We start from the raw sequence: 23070 nt of genomic DNA, 5'->3' as shown, positions 1-23070 counted from the left end.
CAGCAGTCGAAAGCCAGCCTGCCCCCGTCCAGCCCCTCAGCCACATCAGCGGCCCGGCTGCACGCCATTTTCCGTGCTCACCGCGCCCTGGACGGGTATCTTGCACCGCTCCGTATTTCAGATCGGTAACGGATGCTCCTATGCTTAGCTGGAGCCTTTGTAAGGATTTGGGGGCGAGTAGTCGTGAGGAAACCGGTATATGAGTAGTGTTCTGACAATCCGCGGAGGCGTCCCGCTAACTGGTCGCGTCACCGTTCGCGGGGCCAAGAATCTTGTCCCCAAGGCCATGGTCGCTGCCCTTCTGGGCAACGAGCCATCGGTGTTGCGCAACGTGCCTGAAATTAAGGACGTCGAGGTTGTCACGAGCCTGCTTCAGCTCCACGGCGTCAGGGTCGACAAGGACCCCGTGACCGGCGATCTGACGCTTGACCCGAAGGGCGCCAAGACCGCCTCCAGCACGGCCATCGACGCCCACGCCGGCGATTCGCGCATCCCGATCCTGCTGTGCGGGCCACTGATCCACGCCATCGGTGAGGCCTTCATCCCCGATCTGGGCGGGTGCAAGATCGGCGACCGTCCGATCGACTACCACCTCAATGTCCTGCGCCAGTTCGGTGCCGTGGTGGAAAAGCGTCCAGGCGGCATCCACATCTCCGCGCCCAATGGGCTCAAGGGCGCCAAGATTGTCCTGCCCTACCCGTCCGTCGGCGCCACCGAGCAGGTCCTGCTGAGCGCCACGCGCGCCGAGGGCATCACCGAACTCTCCGGCGCGGCCACCGAGCCGGAAATCGTGGACCTCATCGCGGTGCTGCAGAAAATGGGCGCGATCATCAGCGTCCAGACTGACCGCACCATCCGGATTGAAGGCGTCCGGGACCTGGGCGGCTACAACCACCGGGCCCTCTCGGACCGCAACGAGTCAGCCTCCTGGGCATCCGCTGCCCTGGTCACCCGCGGCGACATCTTTGTCGAAGGCGCCACACAGCGCGACATGATGACCTTCCTTAACACCTACCGCAAGGTCGGCGGCGGAATGGACATCGGCGACGACGGCATCCGCTTCTACCACCGCGGCGGCAAGCTCAACCCGCTGGTGCTCGAAACGGACGTGCACCCCGGCTTCATGACGGACTGGCAGCAGCCCCTCATCGTCGCCCTGACCCAGGCCGAGGGCGTCTCGATCGTCCACGAGACCGTGTATGAGAACCGGTTCGGCTTCACCGATGCACTGATCCGCATGGGCGCCAACATCCAGGTCCACCGCGAATGCCTCGGCAGCGTGCCGTGCCGCTTTGGCCAGCGCAACTTCCTGCACTCGGCCGTAATCTCCGGACCGGCGCAGCTCAAGGGCACCGATATCGACGTCCCGGACCTGCGCGGCGGATTCAGCCATCTCATCGCCGCCCTGGCCGCCACCGGCACCTCCCGCGTCACCGGAATCGACATCATCAACCGCGGCTACGAGCGCTTCACTGAGAAGCTCGCGGGCCTCGGCGCCGATTTCGACATCACGTCGGCCAAGTAGCGGGGACCGAAGTGAAGGAATCGGCCAAGAGCCACGCCACGTTTGTGACGGTCGCCGGGATCATCCGGCCAGTGATGAACCTGCTGATGAACAAGAAGTGGGAAGGCCTCGAAAAGCTGCCCGCCGGGGGCTTCATCGCCGCGCCCAACCACTGCACGGAGATCGACCCGCTGGTGGTGGGGCACATGCTCTATAACCAGAAACGGATGCCGCACTTCCTCGCCAAAGCCGGCCTCTTCAACGTGCCAGTGCTGGGCGCTGTCCTGCGGAACACCAAGCAGATCCCGGTGGAACGCTCGACGGCGGGAGCGAACCGTTCGCTGCAGCTGGCCAAGGAGATCGTGAACGAGGGCGGGGCGATCATCATCTACCCCGAGGGAACCCTCACCAGGGACCCGGCACTCTGGCCGATGAAGGGGCACACGGGTGCCGCGCGCATGGCGCTGGAGAGCGGTATTCCCGTGGTTCCCATCGCCCATTGGGGTGCCCAAGAGGTCTTCCCGCGGTATGCGAAGCGTTTCTACATCTTCCCCCGCAAGACCTCCCGCCTGGTGGTCGGGAATCCAGTGGACCTGAGCGCCTTTGCGGGCCGCCCGCTGGACAAAGCAACGCTCACGGCCGCCACGAATGTCATCATGGACGCCATTACCGGCCTCCTGGCGGAACTGCGCGGCGAACAGCCGCCCGCGCAGCGCTGGGACCCGGCGGCCCACAATCAGCCCACGCACGGCCGCATTGACCCGGACGTCACAGCGTGACGGCGGATTTTACGACGGCGACCGGCCGCGGATCCGAATCCGCCACCACCGTTGCCGTCCTAGGGGCTGGCTCCTGGGGTACTACCTTCGCCAAGGTCGTGGCCGACGCCGCCACGGCCTCCGGCGTCGAACGAACCATCCGCCTCTGGGGCCGGCGCCCGGAAGTCGTCGACCAGATCAATACCGAGCACCGCAATGAGCAGTACCTTAAGGGCATCACGCTGCCGTCCAGCATTACTGCATCCACCGACGTCGCCGAGGTCCTGGCCGGCGCCGAAGTCGTCATCCTGGCCGTTCCGGCGCAGACCCTGCGGCCGCAACTGAAGGCGTGGAAGGACATGCTGGCGCCCGGCGCCGTCGTGGTGTCCCTCATGAAGGGCCTCGAACTCCACACGGATGCGCGCATGAGCGAGGTCATTTGCGCGGAGCTTGACCTTCCGGCCAACCGTGTCGCCGTAGTCTCAGGCCCCAATCTGGCCATGGAGATCGCCCGGGAAGAGCCAACTGCGTCCGTGGTGGCCTGCACGGATCCGGTCACGGCCGGCTGGATTGCCCGCAGCTGCACCGCGCCCTACTTCCGCCCGTACACCACGAACGATGTTGTCGGCGTCGAAATCGGCGGGATCGTCAAGAACGTCATCGCCCTGGCCGTAGGAATCTGCGAGGGCAAGCAGATGGGGGACAACACCAAGGCCTCGGTCATCACCCGGGGCCTCGCGGAAACATCCCGGTTGACACTCGCCCTGGGCGGCGAAGCCCGGACCATGGCGGGACTCGCCGGCCTGGGTGATCTGGTGGCCACATGTTCCTCCCCGCTGTCCCGAAACCACACGGCAGGCAGGCTGCTCGGCAAGGGGCTGACCCTCGAGCAGGTCACTGCCGAAATGAAGCAAACGGCCGAAGGCATCAAGTCCAGCCAGGCGGTCCACGAACTTGCCGGAAAGCTCGGCGTCGACATGCCCATCACGGCAGCCGTCGTCGCTGTGCTGGGCGGTAAATTGTCCGTAGACGAACTGGGTCCGCTGCTGCTGTCCCGGGACCTGAAACCCGAAGGCGATTACTGAGAGTGTCAGAGAACAACATGACCACAGAAGGCCGTACGGGCCAGTCCAAACCCCGAGTGGCGGTGCTGTTCGGCGGCCGCTCCAGCGAGCATGCCGTGAGCTGCGTGACAGCAGCCGGTGTCATGGGCGCCATCGACAAGGACAAGTACGACGTCATCCCGATCGGGATCGCCAAGACCGGCCAGTGGGTTCTGGCCTCCGCCGAGACCAACGAGTGGTCACTCTCGGCGTCGTCGCTGCCCGAGGTGGCGCCGTCGGCTCAGACCGTGGCCCTGGCCGAGATCGGCGGCGAGCACCAGCTGATCGTCGCCTCCCCGAACACGGTCCCAGAGGAGCTCGGCGCCGTCGACGTCGTGTTCCCGCTGCTGCACGGGCCCTTCGGCGAAGACGGAACCATCCAGGGCCTCCTGGAACTGTCCGACACCCGCTACGTGGGTGCCGGCGTGCTGGCGTCCGCGGTCGGCATGGACAAGCACTTCATGAAGGTGGTCTTTGAAGCGGCCGGGCTCCACGTGGGACCCTACATCGCCGTCACCGACCGGCAGTGGCGCAACGATCCGGAGACCGTCCGCAAGCGCGTGGACCAGCTCGGCTTCCCCGTGTTCGTCAAGCCGGCCCGGGCAGGGTCCTCCATGGGCATCTCCAAGGTGGATTCCATCGAGGGCCTGGACGCCGCAATAGAGACCGCCCGCGAGCACGATCCCAAGCTGGTCATCGAGGCCGGCATCACGGGACGCGAAATTGAATGCGCCGTGTTGGAGGGCCGGGGGACCGATGCTCCCCGCACATCCATGCCCGGCGAGATTTCCGTCGCCGGCGGCGGGCACGAATTTTATGACTTCAACGCCAAATATGTGGACGACGCCGCCGCGCTCAGCTGCCCGGCCGACCTCCCCGAGGAAGCGATCACCCGGGTCCGGGAACTGGCGGCTGTCGCCTTCGACGCCGTCGGCGGTGAGGGACTGAGCCGGGTCGACTTCTTCTACACCCCTGATGGCGAACTGATTATCAACGAGATCAACACCATGCCCGGGTTTACGCCCAAGAGCATGTACCCGCAGATGTGGAAGGCCTCAGGGCTGGGCTATGCCGAGCTTATTGACGAGCTGATCCACCTCGCCCTGCACCGCAAGACCGGCCTGCGCTAGCTCTATTTGCTAGTCGGCAGGTTCTGCAGGTCCTCCTGGCCCACGCAGTTCCGGGTTGCTGGGATCTTCACCGCGGCGGAGGAGAGGTCTGCCAGCACGGTGGCCGAACTGATCTTGTCCGGATCCATCAGGATCTCCGTCGCCGGTTCCCGGCCGAACGTGGTCAGCGTCCACACGGGGCTGCCTTCCTTGATGACCCAGTCGACGCCGTTGACGCTGACGCAGCGGTCCGTTGTGGGTCCCGGAACGTTGACCCCGCAGCGAAGGATCACTGCGGACGGATCGCCCCAGGCCGCCGTGGCCTGGGCATTGGTCTTGCGCAGCTTGGCATCGCCGATTGCGTCCGGTAGGGCCAGCATCATAGGCGCGCAGGCCGCGTTCGCGGCATCCTTGGCGGGTGTTACGTCCACCACCGGGGAGCATGACGTCAAGGACAAGCCGGTTGCGGCGGCCGCCGCAACCAGGGCAATGCGGGCGGAAATACGGCGGCTGAACTGGAGCATTCATCCAGCTTAACCCGGTCCGCGTGGCGCTGCGGCCACAGTTTCCTGAGTGCGGGTAGCATCACAAATGAACAGCCTGACTCTTACCTTCGAGTAGACTGGGACCTCGTGCACCACTGGGGCTCTGCCGACAATGACGTTAGTGTTGGCCGCATAACGCACACCTGATTCAATCTCGCACTGTGGGGGAGGGACTGTCGATGACGTCGTGCAGCCGAAATAAATCCATACGCACCGGGCTGGGAGCTTTGCTCCTTGCCGCCTCAGTCGTGGCCACGGCGACAGCCGCTTACGCCGAGGAAACCGGGCCTACCGCCCCTGCAACGGTGGTGGTGACGCCCACTCCGGCGCCGACGCCCACCAAGACGGGCTCGACCAAGCCGCCGTCAACAGATACGCCGTCGCCTTCGCCGACCAAGCCCGCGGACGAGCCGTCGCCGGTACCGAGCGAGCCAGTGATCGTTCCTACGCCAGTGGTTCCGCCCGTGGTGCCGGCGGCTCCGCCCGTCGTGGCGCCTGCGCCCGTCATTGAAACGCCGCCTGTCGTTGCACCCGTCGCCCCGGCACCCGTCGTCCCGGCTCCTGTGCAGGAAGTCCCAGTGGAGACACCGACGCCCACTCCGACGCCGGCGCCGTCTACGGCTCCCGCCGTCATCGCCACCCCCACCAAACCTCCGGTGATGGTGAAACCTGAAGTCCAGGCTGCAGTAGCCGTCGCTACGGGCAGCCCCCTGGCCGTCCAGGCCATCACCGTGCTGGTCCTGCTGGGCATGGGCTTTGCCTACTTCCGGTTCATTGGATCGAAAAAGGCTACCGGCGTACCCCGGACCGGTAAGTCCTGACATCCATGCAGGATGAAGCCCTCGTGGAGTCGATTTCGCCTAAGTCCGTGAATGACAGCCTGCAGATCACGCTGATCACGCACTCCTACTGGCCCGAACAGAGTCCTCCACAGCGCCGCTGGACCGCCATGATCAAGGAGTTCTCCCACTCAGGTTGGGGCGTCGATGTCGTGACTCCGGTGGCGCACTACCCCTTCGGGCGGCGGGCACTCCCGCGCTGGATGGCTGGCAGGCCATTCCGGCAGCGCAACGGCCAGTTCACCGAAAAGATTCTTCACGTCCCCTACCTGCGCCACGGCAACTCCCGTGCCGCGCGGCTGCTTGACCAGTGCTTTTCGGCCTTTTTGTCGGTCCCCGCCGGAATGATGGTCCGCAAGCCCGACGTCGTTATTGTCACGGCCCCCGGCCTGCCCTCGCTTGCTGCCGGCTATGCCGTGGCAAAATTGCGCCGCGTCCCCCTGATCGTGGAAATGCGGGATGCCTGGCCGGACCTGGCCCGCGACGCCCGGCTCGTCCAAGGCAGTGTCAAGAGCGTTGTGGAGCACGTGGTGGACTTCGTCCAGCACCGGGCGGACCTTGTGGTTACAGTGACCGAAGGGTTCGCGGCGACGTTGCGCTCCCGCGGTGTCCGCAACGTGGCAACCGTCAGCAACGGCGTGAACCTTGACTCCATCCCGGTGGTTGGGCCCCCGGAACAGAAAAGGGACGTATTCGAGGCCTTGTATCTGGGGAACCACGGCGAGAGTCAGAAACTCGACGTCGCCATCCTCGCGAGTGCCCTGGTGGGGGAATCGATGCACCTGCACATGGTGGGCCACGGGACCCAGAGGCCGGCGCTGGAGAAGCTGGCACGTGAGCTGAAAGCTCCTGTCACGTTCCACCCGCCCCTGACCGGGGCCGCCATGCTGGAACGCTACTCGTCGGCGGACACCTGCATCGTCTCTTTGCGGGACGACTGGAAATCCTTCGAGACCACCGTGCCGTCCAAGACCTATGAGGTTCTGGCGATCGGCCGGCACATCACTGCCGTGGTGCGTGGCGAAGCCGCGAGAATCGTCTCGGACGCCGAGGCCGGCGACATCGTGGCAAGCAATCCCGAAGAGCTGGCCGCTTTGTGGCGCGAACTGGCTGCCGACCGCGGCCGCCTGGTCCGCAACGGCGACAGCCGCCAGTGGGTCAAAGCGCACGCCGAATACGAGCAGCTCGCCGGCCGCTATATGGAACTCATCACCGAACTGCTCGCGGAAACCCGCGAGAGCCGATGATGCAGCTGCTCAACAACGTCCGGCTGGCCCAGAGCGTGGTCCGCCAGCACCTGACTGATGATCCCGTCATCTTGTTCCTGCAGCTTTCGCGCAGGCTGCCCTCGGCCGTGCTTCCCCTCGCGAAGTGCCTCTGCCGCTGGGCCCCGAAAAACTCCACCTCGGCGGCCGTGATGTTCGCGGCACTCGCCGCCGGGGACGAGGCCGACGTCGAACGCCGGCTGCGCCTCGCTGCCGACGGACCCGTCGAGGGGGACCGGGCGCGCCGCCTGGCCGACGTCGCCCTCGCAGCGAACCTCCCGGCGGTGTCGGACGTCCTCCTTGCCAAGGCCGGCACGGCGCAGCATGTGAAGCAGGCCCGGGCGCGGCGTCTCTGGTACGACGGCGACGTCAGCGAAGCTGTTGCGGCACTCGACGGCTCTGGAGCTGCGGGACTGCGGCAACGCGCCCGTCTGGCGGCCGAGGCGGCGATCCTGACGAACGCATCGCCGTCGCTGGAGCGCCGCCCCTACGCACCGGTGCCCGGTCGGATCCTTCATCTGCTGACGAACTCGCTGCCCCACACAGCCAGCGGCTACGCCCAGCGCTCCCACTCCACCCTGCTGGCGCAACAGGAGGCCGGATGGGATGTGCTGGCGGTCACCAGGATGGGCTATCCCGTTCAGGTGGGGAAGCTCCTCGCGAAAACCATGGACACCGTGGACGGAATCCGTTACCAGCGGCTCCTGCCCGCCAAGATGGCACACACCATTGATGCCCGGCTGCAGCAGCAGGCGGAAGAACTGCTCGCCGTGGCCCTGGTGTTCAAGCCGAGCGTGCTGCACACCACCACGCATTACGTCAACGGTCTGGTGGTGCGGGCCGTGGCCGAGGCCCTCGGGATACCCTGGGTCTATGAGGTCCGCGGCCAACTGGCCGACACTTGGGCCTCCACACGCGGGCCGGAGGCCCGCAACAGCGAGAAGTACCGGCTGTTTCAGAGCCGGGAAGCGGAGGTCATGCAGGATGCGGACCTCGTGCTGACCCTCGGGACGGCCATGAAGGCGAACATTGTTGCTGCCAGAATCCCCGAAAATAGGGTAATCATTGCCCCTAACGCTGTCGGCGGGAACTTCCTGTCCGAGCCCCTGGATAAGGCCAGCGCCCGGCGTGAGATCGGTCTCGCAGAAGACGGACAATTTATCGGCACAGTGAGCAGCTTGGTACCCTATGAAGGCATAGAGGACCTCCTCGCCGCGTTTTTGCTGCTGGCTGAGGACATGCCTCAGCTCCGTCTCCTGATTGTCGGAGACGGTTCGTCCATGCCTTCGCTGCAGATTCAGGCGCAGCGGAGCGGATATGCCGATCGCATTGTCTTTACGGGCCGCGTGCCCCGGAGTCAGACAGCCCTGTACCATCAAGCGCTGGATGTATTCGTTGTGCCGCGCAAGGACCTGGAGGTGACGCGTTCCGTGACACCGCTCAAGCCCGTGGAGGCCATGGCATCTGCCCGGCCGGTTGTTGCCAGCGACTTGCCTGCATTGGCGGAAATCGTCGAGGACCGCGTAACCGGCCGCCTTGCGACTGCCGGAGACCCTGCATCGTTCGCTGCAGCGGTCCGGGAACTGCTCTCGGATGCACCGCTGGCGGCAGCGCTTGGCGCTGCCAGCCGGGGGCGAGTGCTGCGGGAGAGAACATGGGCCGCCAACGCGGTTGCCCTGGCAAGAGAGTTGGAAATGCTGGGAGTAACCATCAGATGAGCACCAAAGAACAGAGCCGGGCGGAAGAGACCAAGACGCCCACCGTCTCTGTGCCCGTAAACCTTGTCCGATTGAGCAAAGTGGGGCAGCGGCCCGACTTCCTGGACTATCTGGTCCAGCTATGGGACCGCCGGAGTTTCATCTTCTTCGACGCCCGCGCGCGGGTCCAGAGCGAGCACGACAAGACCCACCTGGGAACTGCCTGGCTGGTTCTGACGCCCTTACTGAGCGGACTCAGTTTCTACCTAATCTTTGGTTTGCTCTTAGGCACCAGCAAGGGCATTGACAATTTTGTCGGCTACCTGATCATTGGCGTCTTTACCTTCCAGATGACCACGCGGTCCGTCCTGGGCGGGGCTAAATCTCTGACCAGTAATACGTCCATGATCCGGGCCTTCCAGTTCCCCCGGGCGGCACTGCCCATTGCCCTCAACGTTCGGGAACTGATCTCCAACGTTCCCGTGACGATCGTCATGCTGCTCTTCATCATCTTCACGGCACCGGCCGAGGAGATCACGTGGCGGTGGCTCCTGATTGTCCCCGCGATCCTGCTTCAATTCTTATTTAATCTAGGGATCGGCATGTTGCTGGCACCGTTGATCCTGAAAATCCCGGACCTGAGCATGCTGATCTCTTTCGTTGTGCGCTTCTGGATGTATGCCTCGGCAGTCTTCTTTGCTGAGACCAGGTTCGACCAGTACCCCATCATGCGCACCATGATGGACGTCAACCCCGTGTTCCAGGTCATCAAGATCATTCGCGACTCGTTACTTTACGACACAACACCGTCCTGGCGGGCGTGGGCCGTTCTGGGTCTCTGGGCGCTGGGATCGGTCGCCGCCGGACTGTTTGTCTTCTGGCGCGGAGAGGAAAGCTATGGACGTGTCTGACATGACAATCGGCCACATCGCGGAGCCAACAGTGGTAGTTGACGACATTTCGGTCGTCTACCGGACGAAGAACCAGACTCCCGGGCGGACCAACGCCCGGACTTCGTTCCTCAAGAAACTTCGCACGCCGCGCCGTGGCGACAGCGTGGTACGCACCACGGCATTGAGCAAGATTTCCTTCGTGGCCAATCAGAGCGATTCAATTGGCGTCATTGGCCGCAACGGCTCAGGCAAGAGCACCCTCATGAAGGTTCTGGCCGGGCTGATCATCCCGGACTCCGGCACTGTCTATGCCGCGAGCAACCCCATCCTCCTGGGCGTCAACGCGGCCCTGATCAGCTCCATTTCGGGTGCCCAGAACATCCGGCTCGGCTGCCTTGCCATGGGCATGAGCCACGCAGAAATCGATGCCAAGTTCGATGACATTGTGGAGATGTCCGGGTTGGAGCACGAGGTCTACCACCCGATGAATTCCTATTCCTCTGGCATGGGCGCGCGCCTCCGCTTCGCCATCGCCGCGGCAGTTGATCCCGAGATCCTGCTGATCGACGAAGCCCTCAACACCGGCGATGCCCAGTTCAAGGAGCGCTCCAAGAAGCGGATGGAGCACGTGACCAGCCAGGCCGGAACCGTGTTCGTGGTCAGCCACAGCCTTTCCACCATTACGTCCATGTGCAACCGCGCCCTTTGGATCGATAAGGGCGATTTCATCATGGACGGAACGCCCGACGAAGTTGCCAAGGAATACCGGAACTTCATCTGGCGCATCAACGAGGGCAACGCAGACTACGGCCGCAAGATCCGGGCTGAGCTGATGGCAAGCCTCCCCGAAATGCGCACCACCCTGCTTCCCAACGGCTGGAAGCGGTCCAGGTAGAGAATGAGTTTTCGAGACAAGACGGCCTACTGGCGCCGCGCGCTGTGGCACGCCCGCCAAGGCGGCATGGGACAGGTCAAGAGCTACCTGCACCGCAGCACGGCCGAGCGTGACGAGGCCAGCCTGGCCGGTGTCCGCGGCGCGGAAGGCGCCTGGCGCGGAATCGGACGCGGCCGCCACCTGATCTTCAGGGAAGCTGCTGTTGGAGTTGCGCAGCCGCGGAATCCGCAGCTGCGCGTGGGCATAATCATGGATGACTTTTCCGCGGCGGCGTTCGCCGCCGAGTGGACCGTCGTGGCGCTCAGGCCCGACGGCTGGGCGCAGCAGCTGCGCGACGAGGCGCTGGACTTCGTCGTCGTCGAATCCGCGTGGGCAGGCAACGCAGGGCTCTGGCGGGGCAAGATCACCGGCCCCGCCGGCCCTTCGGCGGTCTTCCGCGAGCTCGTTGACGGATGTCGGGTCTCCGGAGTCCCGGCGGTGTTCTGGAACAAGGAAGACCCGCCGCACTACGAGGACTTCCTGCCCGCCGCGAAACTGTTCGATCACGTCTTCACGACCGATGCCAACATGCTGCCCAGCTATCGGGAGGACCTGGGCCACAGCCGGATTTCCGTGCTGCCCTTCGCCGCGCAGCCCCGCATCCACAACCCGGCCCGGCCCCGGCACGGCTGGCACGCCCGCGAGATCGCCTTCGCCGGAATGTATTTTGCGCACAAATACGAGGACCGCCGGCGCCAGATGGAGTACCTGCTGGGTGCAGCCGTTGACGCGACCGCGGGCAAACGCCCCGGTTTTGAGATCTTTTCGCGGCAGCTGGGCAGGCAGCCGCAGTATCAGTTCCCCGGAATCCTCAAGAAGCACGTTGTGGGGTCTCTGTCCTACAAACAGATGCTGACCGCCTACAAGGCGTACAAGGTGTTCCTCAACGTCAACTCCGTCACGGACTCGCCGTCGATGTGCGCCCGGCGGATTTTCGAGATCACCGCGGCTGGCTCCTGCGTTGTCTCGACCCCCAGCGCGGCCATCACGGAGTTCTTCCCGGAGCGGGAAATCCCCACGGCGGACAATCGCGAAGACGCCGCGCACCTGCTGAGGGCACTGACCGCAAACCCGGACTATGCCCAGCGCCTCGTCCACAAGGCCCAGCGCAGAATCTGGGCGGAGCATACATTCAGCCACCGGGCACAGTCCATCGCCGCTGCGGCACGGCCCTCGCTGGCCGCCCCGGCACCCCGCGCCCAGATCTCTGTCCTCGTTTCAAGTTTCCGCCCGCAGCAACTCGAGCATGTCATTGCCGGGGTGGCCGCCCAGCAGGGCGTCGATGTCCAGCTCGTGTACCTGGCCCACGGTTTTGAAATAGACGAAGCCGCGTTCCGCCGCAAGTCCCAGCTGGCCGGCATCGCGGACACCGTGGTCCTGCATGAGCCGCAGCAAACGGTGCTCGGTGAGTGCCTCAACGCCGTCGTGGCGCGTGCCGACGGCCGGTTCGCCACCAAATGGGACGACGACGACATCTACAGCCCCCTGTACCTGGGCGACCAGGTCCACGCCATGATGTATTCCGAGGCCGAGGTGGTGGGAAAGCGGGCGCATTACATGCATCTGGCCGGAGCTGGTGCTACGATCCTGCGCAACCCGCAATTGGAACACCGTTACGTGGAAGCAGTCTCCGGACCTACAATTTTCGCCGCCACTGACACGTTCAGGCGCTTTCCGTTCCAGCAGCTGCAACGTGGAGAGGACTCGCGCTTCCTGACCGACATTGTCGAGTCGGGAGCCCGGATCTACTCGGCGGACCGTTTTAACTACTGCCAGATGCGCGGCGCCAACGTGTCGTCGCACACCTGGCCCATCACCAATGAAGAGCTTTTGGCTACTTCAAAGATTCAGTTCTTCGGTTCACCCGAAGACCATATTTTAGTTTAGGGAAACATGGACGAGACGATTTTTGATGTTGCCGTCATCGGACTTGGCTACATCGGCCTGCCCACCGCGGCCAGCTTTGCCGCCAAAGGCAAGCGCGTAGCCGGCGTCGATGTGAAGCAGTCGACCGTCGACGCCGTCAACCGGGGAGAGGTTCCCTTTGTGGAACCCGATATGGGTGTGGTGGTCTCAGGTGCGGTCAGCCTGGGCAACCTCGTCGCCATGTCCACCGTGCCTGTGGCCGACGCGTTCATCATTGCCGTGCCCACCCCGCTGGCGGAGGGCAACGGCGCCGACCTCTCCTACCTCCGCAGCGCCCTTGAGGCCCTCGCGCCCAAGCTCCGCGGCGGCGAACTCGTGGTCCTGGAATCGACGTCGCCTCCAGGCACCACCGAACGCCTCGGCACCTACCTCATGGAACTGCGGCCGGACCTGTCCCTCGAAGCGGGTCCCGGACTAAACCATGTCCACATTGTGCACTCGCCGGAGCGCGTTCTGCCGGGCCGGATCATGGTCGAAATGGTCACCAACGACCGCGTGATAGGAGGCCTCACCGAAGAGGGCGCCCAGCTGGCCAAGCGGCTGTACGAGGTGATCTGCCAGGGTGAAATCCTGCTCACGGATGCCACCACCGCTGAAATGACCAAGCTGGTGGAAAACACCTTCCGCGACGTCAACATCGCCTTCGCCAACGAGCTCTCACTGATTTGCGACAACTTGGGCATCGACGTCTGGAAGCTGATCGAGCTGGCGAACCATCACCCGCGCGTGAACGTTCTTCGCCCCGGCCCCGGCGTGGGCGGACACTGCATCGCGGTTGATCCCTGGTTCATCGTCGACGCCGTCCCGGAGCACTCCGCCCTGATCCGGACGGCCCGCGAAGTCAACGACTCCAAGCCGTACCACGTGGTCCGGCAGGCAGTGCAGACACTGGCCGACCAGCCGGGCGCCACCGTGGCTGTCCTCGGCCTGGCCTTCAAGGCCAACATCGACGACGTCCGCGAGTCGCCGTCGGTGACGATCGTCCAGGAACTCGTCCGGCAGCTGCCTGACAGCGCCATCCTGGTGGTTGACCCGAACGTCGAGGAACTCCCGACGGCGCTGGCAGCATCCGGCCTCGCCAGGCTCCACGGCATGGAGGAAGCCGTCGCCGCTGCGGACCTCGTGATGCTCCTGGTGGACCACGATGAATTCCTGACCCTGGACGCCCTGTCCCTCGAAGGAAAACTCGTCATCGATACCAAGGGCATTTGGAACCAGCAGGAGCCCGCGGACGCCAGCCGGCCGCACACGCCCGTAGGGGCCAGCGTCGGTGGATAGGGGAAGCCACGCCGTGTCAGCGTCCATTGAGGAAGAGCTGCGCCATGCCGGCTTTGCACTCAAGGCCCTGCACACGCCGCGGCGCGAGACCCCGCTTGTCCGGATCCTGATCCGGGCCGCGAAGGCTACGGATCTGGAAGTTGCTGGAACCGTCGCCTCGCTTTTCGGCTCTGCTTGCCAGGACTTCGCCGTCGACATTCTGGTCGAGGACGGCAGCCGGCCCAAGCTGGAAGACTGGCTCTCCACCGACCGCCGCTTTTCGTTTCTCCGGGCTGACGGACAACAGCTTGCCGAGTCCGCCTACACGCTGGTGCTCAGCGCCGGAACGGCCCTGGGCCTGCACTCACTGGAAGCCATGATCGACACCCTGCGCCAGACCCAGGCTATGGTCCTCAGGGCCCTGGTGGACGGGCAGCCGGGCGCAATCGAACTGTGGCAGACGGCGACCCTTCGGGAGCTGTCGGAAGCCGGCGACCCGGAGAAGTCCGCGCGCAGCGCCGGTGGCGAACGCTGGGTTTCCGGCAGCGCCCTGGGCCTGCACGATTTCCGGCGGCCCAAGCCCAAACTGCACCTGCGCAAGGGCGCCGCGGCAACCCTTGACCTGAATATCGTGGTCCGGGACCTGGCCGACAGCGCCACGCGCCTGGACTATGAGCAGAAGATCCGCCTGCTGGAGGCCCGTCTGAGGAAGTCCGAAATCGAGCGCCGCCGCCTGGAGCAGGGGCTTGCCCCGAACCGCGGCGTCTCGCGTGCCCGCGCTATTGCCCGCAAGGGCCCGGCCTATATCCTTGGCCGGCTCAAGGCCCGCACAGGCCGGGCGGGGAGCTAGCAGCATGCAGATCAAGAGCGTCGCGGTCGGCTCCGCAGACCACTCCATGGCGCAGCTGGCGTTGGACCTCGGGCTGGACTACGCCCGCACGGACTGGGAGCACCGCGATCCCCGGAGCGGGGCCGACTGGGATCATGCCCTTCCTGCTGATCAATTGTGGTGGGACAACTACGTTGTGCAGACGCAATCGCTCTCTGAGGCTCGGATGCTGCTTCCCTTGTTCCGCAGCGAGGGACGGGCGCAACGCTTCGTACTGGTCATCCGCGGGCTCTTCCCGGCCGCCGACCTGCCGGTCTGGACTCCGCGCAGCCTCCAGGTCAAGGCCGGCACATCCGCCATGACCGTGCCGGGGCTCGGTTTCGCAGTGGTGGTCGAAGGCGGCAAATGGGTGAATGTGCATGCTGCGGCCCTCGCCGCCTTGGGCTGCTGTTCGCCTGCCGCGCCGCGGCCGGTGCTGGGCGGACTGCGGGTCGGCATCACCGATCCCGCCGCCACCGCCTGGCTCGCCGGCGACGCACTCGGCAGCTTCATGACCGAAGAGCTCCTGCAGCCCGAGCCGGATGACATCTATTCCGTCGACGTGCTGATCGGACCCGGCGAGCTCACCCAGCAGCTCAGCGAGCAAGCCTCGGACCAGCCCTTACGTGTCACACCGCCGGTCTGGACTCCGCCGGGGACGGTACTGCCCCCTGTTGACACCGCCGTCGTGTCTCCCCTGGGATTCCTGCCGTACCCGGATAAGGCGACGCGGGCACTCCGGCCGATCGAGCTCGGCCGCCGGGGAGAGCTGAGCGAAGCCGATCTCGCGGCCCTCCGGGAGCACAACTACGTTGAGGTTGATGGAGACCTCTTTGGCGGCCTGGACTGGCAGCTGGCGCGGCGCCTGAGCCAGCTGGCCGTCGCGGGCGTGCCCCTCTTGACGACGGCGTTGCCTGCCCCCGTCCGGTCCCTGCTCGGCGAGCAGCTGGTGGACCGCATTCAGGCCTTCGACGCCGGCGACCCCCGGGTGCTGCGGGAATCGAAGTCGATCGAGCTTCGACGGACGGCCTTGGACCTCTACAGCCCGCGGGCCGTCTGGAACACTCTGCTGGGCCAGCTCGGCAAGCCGCTGCTTCCCGTGCCCTCCGTGAGCGTGGTGCTGGCCACCCGCCGGCCCGAGAAGCTGGTATCCGCCCTGGACCAGCTGACACGCCAGAGCTGGGAGGCACTGGAAGTGGTGGTGGTGCTGCACGGGTTCGACACCGACCTGCCCGAGGTCCGGCGCGCCGTCGAGGCGTTTTCCGGCGAGCTGCAGGTGCGCACCGTTCCGGCCGACATGATTTTTGGCGACGTGCTGAACGCCGGCGTGCGCGCCGCCAGCGGCGATCTCGTCTGCAAGATGGACGACGACGACTGGTACGGCCCGCACCACCTGCGCGACCTCGTCCACGCCAAGGAATTCAGCGGCGCCACCCTGGTGGGCGCGCAGGTTGAGTTCGTTTACCTGGAGAGCCTGGACATCACCACGCGCAGGCCCCCACTCGGGGAGCAATATTCGGACCACGTCGCGGGCGGCACTATAATGCTCGGCAGGGATGAGCTGCGTCAGCTGGGAGGATGGCGGCCCGTCCATCGCGCCGTTGACCGCTGCCTCCTACAAGCAGTCCAGGCCTCCGGGGGACTCATCTACCGCTCCCACGGGCAGAATTACATGATGCACCGCCACTCCGGGGCGGATTCGCACGGCGGCCATACCTGGAATCCGGAAGACAGCATCTTCTTACAGAGTGTGGCCGAACAGTGGGACGGATTCCAGCCGCCGCCGCAGATCGACGCTGTTCCGAGCTCACCTTCCGGAGCGCGGCTGGGTTCCATGCGCAGCCACTTCGCCCGGGTGCCAGTTCCAGTCCCGGCTCAATCCGCACTTACTACTCACTCGCATACTTAGAAGGCTCAGGGAATGAAATTTCAACAAGCTCTCCGCAGAATTGCGCGGCTGTCCCCGAAGAAAAAGGTGGCCGCCGCCGCGTTCGCCGTCCTCCTTGCCTTGGTAGTGGTGGCTGCATACGCACGCAACCCGTGGCTCCTAGGCCTGCTGGTGCTGGTCTTCGCGGCCGCGCTGGCCGTCGGCGCGCTCTACGTGGACCGTCTGCTGAAGGCGTCCCGGCGGGCGGCGAAGCGGGCATCTGCCGCACTGGCAAAGCCCGCTCCGGTTCAGCAGGACACACGCCCCGGTGCCCTTGTCGAGTGGGGTGCACGCTCCCGCATCCCGGAGGCGCGGCTTGCCCAGCGCCTCACCAAGCTGCGTTCCGTTGACGGCCGCGATATCTTGGTCGCCACGGCAACCACCGGCCAATGGGGCTGGCGGGACATGGCCGTAGCCCTGGAAATGTACCGGATCGGGGGGAAGACCCGTCGCAGCGTAAAGCCCGTCCTGGACAAGACACCGCGCTCCGTGCTGCTGCACTTGGGCGACCTCTGCTTCCGGCAGAACATCCTCCAGGACGACATCCTCAACGCAGCCACGCTGTACAAGTACGTCTTTCAGCGACTCGGAGCCAAGCCGTTCCGGGAAAAGCGGCGCGGGGAGTTCTTCCTTGACGCCTTAGCCCGGACCGGGCAGGGGGAGGAAGTAATTCGGCTTCAGGGCCTCTACAAGGCCGACGAAATGAACTCCAACGACCTCCACCTCTACCGGGCCAACGCAGCCAACCCGTTCAAGGACAATTCAGTCGATGTCGACGAGTGGCTCGCCGAAATCAACGACATCTACCAGCTGGCGGGGCTGTCCCGGCTTTCGCTGGCCGAAGGTACCGCCCCGGCCTTCCTCCGCCTGCAGGCGGAAGCGCCGGCACCGGTCACGGACGGACCTCTCGTCAGCATTGTCATGCCCGTCTACAAGCCGGACGAGTACACGGATCTCGCGATTCAGTCGGCCGTCGACCAGAGCTACCGCAACATCGAAATCATCATCGTTGACGACGGTTCCGGCGGGGATGCGGCCGAACGGCTCAACAAATGGCCGGCAGTGGACGGGCGCATCAAGGTGGTGCTCAACGAGCCCAACGCAGGTGCCTACACGTCGCGCAATATTGGCTACTCCATGGCCCAGGGCGAGTTCATGACGATTTTCGACGGCGACGACTGGCAGCACCCGCAGAAGATCGCCCTCTTGGTCCGGGGGTCACAGGAGCAGACCGACGGAAGACTCGTGTCCGCTCCCTGGACGCGCGCGGACGAAGACCTTTTCTTCCACTACCGCGGATGGCGCGGAGCCTTCATCACGCCGGCCCACGTATCCACAATGTTCCACACTCCCACCATCCGGGAGCACTTGGGTCACTGGGATTCCGTCCGCAAAGCCGCCGACACGGAGTTCATTCTCCGCTACCAGGCCCTCGTCAATAGCGAGGAGCCCTTCGAGGTAAGCGAGGCGCCCTTGACGCTGTCCCTCGTCGGCGCCTCGAACCTTTCCATGGAAGATTTCCGCCTCGGCTACAGGTCGCCGGACCGCGTGTCCTACCGTGACTCTTACGAGCACTGGCACAAGAGGATCAAGGCGGGCGAACACTCCGGCTACCTGGACTTCCCGCTTGCCGAGCGGGTGTTCCCGGCACCGTCCCGGTTCCTGCCGGCGGGTGCGAAGCAGCAGGACCTGGAACTTGATATCCTGCTTGTCGGCGATTTCGGCGCTGATTCCCTCGTGGGCGTGCTGATGCTGGAACATCTGGCGTCTGCGGTCGGAAAGGGGCAGCGGGTTGGACTCATGCACTACCCGAGCATTCTTCACACGGCCGCCATCGACCGGTCATTCTCTGACGAGGTCATGGAGGCTTTCCATGACGGGCGTCTTGTCCGGGTGGAGGTTACGGACCGTGTGCAGTCTGCCGCGGTCAACGTCTACGATCCCACCGCGTTCCAGTACAGCCGCGAGTTGCGCAGCGGGCATGCGGCGGAACGAGTGTCTGTGTGGACAGACGAGCCGCCCTATAACTGGGAAACGGATGAACACAAGTACGAGGTCGGGACTGTGGAACGCAACCTGTTGGCCGTGTTTGGCGGCCCCATACGGTGGATTCCGCTCAATGAACGGACACTGCGGATCATCACGCAGTCCGGGCACGGACAAAAGTCCATCGGCGACCACGTGGCGCAGCCGGACACGCTGACAATTCCCGACACCCCGGCGGAGGAAGCTCCGCTGGCACTGACAGGCTCCAATGTGGGCGCTTTTGAAGCAGGAGAGGCTCCGTGAATTTGCAAAACACCACCCAGGAAACGGCTTGGGATGAGCGGAACAATGTAGAGATCCGCCGCATCGCCTCGGCCAGCGAGATTGACCACAATGCGGCGGAGCCGTATGAATTCGTGGTCCCGGCTGCTTCCGGCGGTCCGCTCGATATCGTGGCACTGTACGCGCCCAGAGTGTCGAAGACTCTGATCGTCACTTTCCACGGCTCACTGCAGCGGTCCAAGTACCAGCTCCCGCGCTTTGAATGGCGGAAGTCGCTGGCATCCATTGACGCCGCCCAGCTCTTTATCGCAGATTCCAGCCTGAACCTCAGCAGCAGCATTCCGCTGGCGTGGTACGTCGGCAATGAAGCACAGGACCTAACCTCGGACGTGGCAGAGCTGATCAAAGAGATTGCAGCGGTCGCAGGATACGAGCGAATCCTGCTGACCGGCTCCAGCGGCGGCGGCTTCGCATCATTGGCCATCTCCCGGCAGATCAGCGGTTCCCTGGCTGTTTGCTTCTCGCCGCAAACCCGAGTGGGGGACTACGAGCGGCAGGCCGTTCGGACCTTCTCCAGGGTCTGCTTTCCCGAGTTCGAGAGCTACGACAGCATGGAAGAGAACAACCGCATGCGGCTGGACCTTCGGCACCTCTACTCAAACACGCGGGACCGGAACTTCGTCTGGTATGTGCAGAACACCCTTGATGCCTCGCACTTCGAGAAGCACTACACCCCCTTCGCCGAAGCGCGCGGCGTGGATCCCGTCCTGGGCGGACTGGACGAATCCGGCCGCATTAACTTCGTGCCGCAGGAGCTTCAGGAAGGGCACGAACCGCCGTCCCGCGGACGCTTCCGCAGTAACGTCCGGGATGCGCACAAGGCGTTCTTCGGTGAGGAGCTCGGGGTCCTCGCCGACGACGGGAAATGAGATTCGCGTAGAAGCCCCGCAATAACCGTGGTCAGCGTCGATGAGGCCGGCTGACGACGGCTCGCTGTCCGGATCACGGGCGGCGAGTTGGAGCCAGATTGATGATGCTGCCGCCGGACGGCACGCCAGCTAAGTTTGCAACAGACTAAGGAAACGTGACTAATGAACGCCTCGAGCCAAGTCCTTGACCCCATTTCAGCCCGCAGCCTGCGGCTGATCAAAACGGAAGTGTTCGACGCCGAGTACTACGCCGCAGAGTGCGGGAGGGACTTCGTCTCGAAGACGGCGGCTGCACGTCACTTCGTTCAATATGGCATGAAGGCTGGACTTAGCTTCCATCCATTGTTTGATCTTGGGATGTTTCCGGCGCCCGTTCGGGACCGTTACAAGACCGGCGATGTCGAGTCCCTGCTGGCCTACCTGCGGAGCCCGGAGTCGCGCGAGCACCCGTGGTCTTGGCTTTTTGACCCCGCTGGACTCGACGAATCTGGCACAGCGGGTTCCGTGCTGCTGTCACGGTACCGTCCCGGTAAGGCACGAGCCCTGCCCGTTCCAGACAAGCTGCCCGGCTCAGCCCCGGCTTGGCCGGCAGTAAGGGCGATCGTTATTGCCCACGCCCTGACGGCCAAGACTTACGAGGTTGGCAAGAAACCGCTGCGCCTCCCTACGTGGTCCGAAGTGACGGAGAAGGAATGGCTTCAGAGCGTCAAACATGTACCTTTGGCGTCAAATGGGTCGGCACCGGTAGTGAGCATCGTCATGCCTGCTTGGAACCGGGAAACTGCGATTCTGGATGCCATCGAGTCGGTACGCCAGCAGAGCCTCAAGGCGTGGGAACTCATCGTAGTCGACGACGGCAGTACCGATGGGACGCGGGACGTCGTGCGCGCGTACGCACTTCTGGACAGCCGAATCCGCTTGATTGAGGCGGATCACCTGGGAGTCTGCGCAGCCCGAAACCGGGGTATCGAGGAGGCCCGGGGAGATTTCTTGGCCTTCCTGGATTCCGACAACACCTGGCGACCGGATTTTCTTAGGAACATGCATGCCGGGCTCATTGCCAGCGGCGGCCAGGCGGGCTACTCTGCCGTACGCATGCTGAACGGCCGGCTGGAATTCACCGGCCAACCCATCACGGCTGATCAACTCTTGGTGCGCAACTACGTGGATCTCAATGTTCTCGTGGTGCGGACGTCCTTTATCCGGGAGTTGGGCGGTTTCGACAACTCTCTGCGCCGCTGGGTTGACTATGACCTCGTCCTTCGGATTACCGAGACGACCAGCATCGAGTACTTCCCCTTTATCGGTTGCGATTACGTAGACGACGACAACGATGACAGAATCACCCGCAAGGAGTCCGGGAACTGGGAATACGCGGTACTGGGCAAGAACGTTCAAGGGCGGTTTGTTCCTGATTCTGTTCCGGAACGGGTGAGGGTTCCTTCCCTGTCGGTAATAATGCGCATCACGGAGAACATCGACCAGGCGATCCGGAATGTTCGCCGGATCCAGGAAACTGTCGACGCCGACTTGGTCGAACTGGTTGTGCTCGACGAGGTCCAGGGCTTCCGCACTTCGCTGCGCCTGCGGGCCGCTCTCGCTGGCCTGTCCGGCTTAAAATACATCAAGCTGCCGCGACGCTACACGGAAGCGATCGCCTACAACATTGGTTCCGTCCACGCTGACGGAGCGAACCTACTGTTCGCCAAGGAAAATGTCGAATTTCGCGCCGGTGCCCTAGACAAGCTCCTGGAACAGCTTGACCATCCATCCGTCGTTGCGGCACAGCCCCTGTTGACCGATCCCGCTGGAGTCGTCGTCTCCGCTGGCGCTGTTGCGCACCGCAACAGCCTCGCCGTCCCCTTGTTCCGGGGCTTGAACATTGCCGATGCCCGGCGCCACGGCGGCAGGGTGGTTGACGAGTTGGCACCAGCCGCCTTTGTGGTGCGAAGGGAGGCGTTCGAACGGCTAGGACGATTCAATACGATCTTTGCCGGCGAAGCGGCAGTGACCGATTTTCTGCGGAGGCTCGGCAACTCCGGGGCAGGGGAGTTCGTCGTGGAGGGCGCAGCGGTCGCAGTAGACCATTCGGCGGATGCTTATGCGGAGCACCCTTCCTTGTCCGCCGCGGATGCGGATTGGCTGAGTGCATCCAAGGAGCCTGCGCGGCCGGTTGAAGCCCACTACCGTGACATTGGCCTGGACGTCGTTGCGTTCACTGCGCCACGAAACCCGAGGCTCCAGCCTGCGGCGCCGGTAGTCGTCAGGCAGACCTCCGGGTCGGATCCGGCGGAGCGTCTGCGATGGGCGATCAAGATCGGCGCTGAGTTCAGTGTCGGCGGAGACCGCTGGGGCGACGTTCCGTATGCGGCGGACCTTGCAGAGGCACTCACTGCCCGCGGCCAGGAGGTTGTGGTCGACAGGGCCGCAGCCCTCGCGCGGCCCTCCAATCACCTGGACGATGTTGTGGTGGTCATTCGCGGCCTGCACCGCTGCGATCCTCAGCCAGGAAAGACAAATATCCTGTGGGCGATCAGCCGGCCGGACTTGATTGCCAAAGAAGAACTCCTTGAGTTCGACCTCATTTTCGGGGCGTCCGGAATCTGGTGCGAGTATGTCCGCAGCGAGTGGGGGATCGAAGCCCATTACCTGCCTCAGGCCACGAATCCGAAGCGATTCCACCCGACGGCGGCGACTGAGGGAAGCCCCCAGTTCGACCTGACTTTCGTGGGGGGCCCGCGAAAACCAATTGGGCGCAAGATCGTCGCCGATTGTGTTGGCCTTGGCCAAAATGTCAGTGTGTGGGGCCCCCGGTGGGAGCAGTTCATCCCGGCAGAATTGGTGGTGGCCGATTTCATCGACAACGATGACCTTGCTGCTGTCTACAACTCGTCCACAATTGTCCTCAACGATCATTTTGAAGACATGGCAAGGTGGGGCTTCGCCAACAACCGCCTCTACGATGCCGTGGCCTCCGGTGCGAGGGTGATCAGTGACGACGTGGACGGTATCGACGAGATCTTCAAGGGCGCCGTCCGGACATATGCTTCGCTCGAGCAGCTTGCCGAAATTCTGGCTGATCCGAGCGGCTTCCCCGATGATTCGGAGATGGCTGCTATCAGCCAGATGATCCGCGACGAACACAACTTTGACAAGCGTGCCGAGACCCTGCTGGAGGCAGCCCGGGCGCACCGGAAATCAGTGTCGGATGGTGCCGACAACGACAGCACGCCTGCCCTGTAGATACG

Annotated in this window: 18 protein-coding genes; 16 read left to right on the top strand and 2 right to left on the bottom strand. The window is 64.2% G+C overall.

What is annotated here, in order from left to right:
• Positions 1–199: 199 nt before the first annotated feature.
• The 4 genes from murA to LQV16_RS04380 are packed head-to-tail and all read left to right on the top strand — an operon-like array spanning position 200 to position 4495.
• Positions 200–1525, top strand: coding sequence for a UDP-N-acetylglucosamine 1-carboxyvinyltransferase (gene murA, locus LQV16_RS04395; protein ID WP_229992714.1), 1326 nt, complete (start codon positions 200–202; stop codon positions 1523–1525).
• Positions 1526–1536: 11 nt separating this feature from the next.
• On the top strand, positions 1537–2283 hold the full coding sequence (locus LQV16_RS04390) for a lysophospholipid acyltransferase family protein (protein WP_229992713.1): 747 nt from the start codon (positions 1537–1539) through the stop codon (positions 2281–2283).
• Positions 2280–3347 carry an NAD(P)H-dependent glycerol-3-phosphate dehydrogenase gene (locus LQV16_RS04385; protein ID WP_229992712.1) on the top strand — a complete coding sequence of 356 codons (1068 nt, stop codon included), beginning with the start codon at positions 2280–2282 and terminating at the stop codon, positions 3345–3347. The genes LQV16_RS04390 and LQV16_RS04385 overlap by 4 nt, the downstream gene beginning before the upstream one ends.
• A 2-nt stretch (positions 3348–3349) precedes the next feature.
• Positions 3350–4495 carry a D-alanine--D-alanine ligase family protein gene (locus LQV16_RS04380; RefSeq protein ID WP_229992711.1) on the top strand — a complete coding sequence of 382 codons (1146 nt, stop codon included), beginning with the start codon at positions 3350–3352 and terminating at the stop codon, positions 4493–4495.
• A 2-nt stretch (positions 4496–4497) separates the two neighbouring features.
• Here the strand turns inward: LQV16_RS04380 and LQV16_RS04375 are convergent, their stop codons facing one another.
• Together LQV16_RS04375 and LQV16_RS04370 are read right to left on the bottom strand one after the other, a co-directional pair.
• The gene (locus tag LQV16_RS04375; RefSeq protein WP_229992710.1) at positions 4498–4998 is read right to left on the bottom strand and encodes a DUF3515 family protein; all 501 of its coding nucleotides are present in this window, start codon (positions 4996–4998) and stop codon (positions 4498–4500) included.
• 289 nt (positions 4999–5287) lie between these two features.
• A complete protein-coding gene (locus LQV16_RS04370; protein WP_229992709.1) occupies positions 5288–5527 on the bottom strand; it encodes a hypothetical protein in 240 nt (79 codons plus the stop codon).
• A gap of 70 nt (positions 5528–5597) precedes the next feature.
• Here LQV16_RS04370 and LQV16_RS04365 point away from each other — a divergent pair, with 70 nt between their 5' ends.
• From LQV16_RS04365 to LQV16_RS04310, 12 genes are all read left to right on the top strand, one after another.
• Positions 5598–5840 carry a hypothetical protein gene (locus LQV16_RS04365; RefSeq protein ID WP_229992708.1) on the top strand — a complete coding sequence of 81 codons (243 nt, stop codon included), beginning with the start codon at positions 5598–5600 and terminating at the stop codon, positions 5838–5840.
• A 5-nt stretch (positions 5841–5845) separates the two neighbouring features.
• Entirely contained in the window at positions 5846–7105 is a 1260-nt protein-coding gene (locus tag LQV16_RS04360) for a glycosyltransferase family 4 protein (RefSeq protein WP_229992707.1), read from the top strand.
• A complete protein-coding gene (locus LQV16_RS04355) occupies positions 7102–8841 on the top strand; it encodes a glycosyltransferase (RefSeq protein WP_229992706.1) in 1740 nt (579 codons plus the stop codon). Before LQV16_RS04360 ends, LQV16_RS04355 begins: the two co-directional genes overlap by 4 nt.
• A complete protein-coding gene (locus LQV16_RS04350) occupies positions 8838–9731 on the top strand; it encodes an ABC transporter permease (RefSeq protein WP_229992705.1) in 894 nt (297 codons plus the stop codon). The genes LQV16_RS04355 and LQV16_RS04350 overlap by 4 nt, the downstream gene beginning before the upstream one ends.
• Positions 9718–10608: an ABC transporter ATP-binding protein gene (locus tag LQV16_RS04345; protein WP_229992704.1), complete on the top strand. Its 891-nt coding sequence runs from the start codon at positions 9718–9720 to the stop codon at positions 10606–10608. Before LQV16_RS04350 ends, LQV16_RS04345 begins: the two co-directional genes overlap by 14 nt.
• Positions 10609–10611: 3 nt before the next feature.
• Entirely contained in the window at positions 10612–12534 is a 1923-nt protein-coding gene (locus LQV16_RS04340) for a glycosyltransferase (RefSeq protein ID WP_229992703.1), read from the top strand.
• A gap of 6 nt (positions 12535–12540) precedes the next feature.
• Entirely contained in the window at positions 12541–13851 is a 1311-nt protein-coding gene (gene wecC, locus LQV16_RS04335) for a UDP-N-acetyl-D-mannosamine dehydrogenase (protein WP_290369325.1), read from the top strand.
• 13 nt (positions 13852–13864) lie between these two features.
• On the top strand, positions 13865–14680 hold the full coding sequence (locus LQV16_RS04330) for a hypothetical protein (RefSeq protein WP_229992702.1): 816 nt from the start codon (positions 13865–13867) through the stop codon (positions 14678–14680).
• A gap of 4 nt (positions 14681–14684) precedes the next feature.
• A complete protein-coding gene (locus LQV16_RS04325; RefSeq protein ID WP_229992701.1) occupies positions 14685–16607 on the top strand; it encodes a glycosyltransferase in 1923 nt (640 codons plus the stop codon).
• 12 nt (positions 16608–16619) lie between these two features.
• On the top strand, positions 16620–18914 hold the full coding sequence (locus tag LQV16_RS04320) for a glycosyltransferase family A protein (RefSeq protein ID WP_229992700.1): 2295 nt from the start codon (positions 16620–16622) through the stop codon (positions 18912–18914).
• Positions 18911–19822 (top strand): hypothetical protein, encoded by a 912-nt coding sequence (locus LQV16_RS04315; RefSeq protein WP_229992699.1) that lies wholly within the window; start codon positions 18911–18913, stop codon positions 19820–19822. The genes LQV16_RS04320 and LQV16_RS04315 overlap by 4 nt, the downstream gene beginning before the upstream one ends.
• A gap of 228 nt (positions 19823–20050) precedes the next feature.
• Positions 20051–23065 carry a glycosyltransferase gene (locus tag LQV16_RS04310; protein ID WP_229992698.1) on the top strand — a complete coding sequence of 1005 codons (3015 nt, stop codon included), beginning with the start codon at positions 20051–20053 and terminating at the stop codon, positions 23063–23065.
• Positions 23066–23070 lie beyond the last annotated feature (5 nt).

It is taken from the genome of Arthrobacter sp. Bi26 (assembly GCF_918697925.1).
Lineage (GTDB): Bacteria > Actinomycetota > Actinomycetes > Actinomycetales > Micrococcaceae > Arthrobacter.
This window is presented reverse-complemented; position numbering and strand designations above follow the sequence as displayed.